Annotated in this window: 2 protein-coding genes; both read left to right on the top strand. The window is 39.0% G+C overall.

From position 1 onward, the window contains the following. Positions 1-60 precede the first annotated feature (60 nt). Complete coding sequence (locus FTV52_RS14585) at positions 61-516, top strand: helix-turn-helix domain-containing protein (protein WP_179991045.1); 456 nt, start codon at positions 61-63, stop codon at positions 514-516. Next, positions 506-1,072 carry an IS630 family transposase gene (locus tag FTV52_RS14580; RefSeq protein ID WP_121533679.1) on the top strand — a complete coding sequence of 189 codons (567 nt, stop codon included), beginning with the start codon at positions 506-508 and terminating at the stop codon, positions 1,070-1,072. The genes FTV52_RS14585 and FTV52_RS14580 overlap by 11 nt, the downstream gene beginning before the upstream one ends. The last annotated feature ends 10 nt before the right edge of the window (positions 1,073-1,082 follow it).

The raw sequence follows: 1,082 nt of genomic DNA, 5'->3' as shown, positions 1-1,082 counted from the left end.
TAAGTTGACAAAAATAACTAATCATGCGAAAAAGTTTTTTTAGTTAACAGATGTTCACACATGCCTCGAATTGTTTCTGTACCACTTAGTTTAGAACAGCGAGAACGACTCATTTTTCTGGCCAAGCATGCAAAACATTGGCGTGAAAGACAACGTGCCCAAACTATTCTCTGGCTTTCTGAAGGTAAAAGTGTTGCGGAAGTTGCCACTCTACAAGAACGTATCCCAGAAACCATAAGGCTACAACGCCGACGTTGGGAATTGTATGAGTTTGAATCGATTAAAGAAGGTCATCGCTCAGGTCGGCCCAATACATTGATCTCAGACTATCAGGCGAAAATCCTAGATTGGGTCAATACAAGTCCACTCAATGCAGAACAAATCCGAGTCAAACTACATGAAGAATACGAAGTGTCCGTGTCTGTTGGAACCATTCGTAAGTTTTTACGTGATTCAGGTATGGTCTTCAAGCGTACCCGTCATAGCTTGAAAAAAAAGAGATCCGATTGCATTTGAACAAGCAACACAGCAGATTGAAAAATTACGAGAGCAAGCGGCACGTGGTGAAATTATATTAGGTTATGTTGATGAAACAGGGTTTTCATCTACACCTGATAACCGCTATGCGTGGACAAAGATAGGTGATGTTCATGCGGTTGATGCAATAAGATTAAAACGAGTTAATGTCATGGGGTGTTTGCTTTCAACGGGGAAACTGGTGACAAGTTGTTTACAAGAGTCAGTTACAAGCACTTGGTTTTATGCCTATTTAACTGGAATAGCTCAACAAGTAAAACAGACTTATAACCTTCCATTGGTTCTTATTGTTGATAATGCCTCGATTCATAGAAGTAAAAAGATGGCTGATTACAGAGAGCTACTTAAAAGTAACTTTTCGACGAATTTGTATTTTATTCCAGCTTATAGCCCTGAGTTGAATCGAATCGAGATGGTATGGAAGCAGATGAAATATTATTGGCGAGATTTTCAAGTCATGACAGCTGATAAAATAGAGCAATGGGTGGAGAGAGTATCAAACCAATTCGGAAAAGAATACATGTTTACTTTTTAATGACAGCTTA

Origin of the sequence: Acinetobacter sp. YH1901141 (assembly GCF_013416935.1) — a bacterium.
Taxonomy (GTDB): Bacteria; Pseudomonadota; Gammaproteobacteria; order Pseudomonadales; family Moraxellaceae; genus Acinetobacter; species Acinetobacter towneri.
Note: the sequence above shows the minus strand (reverse complement) of the source record. Positions and strands in the feature narration are given on the sequence as shown.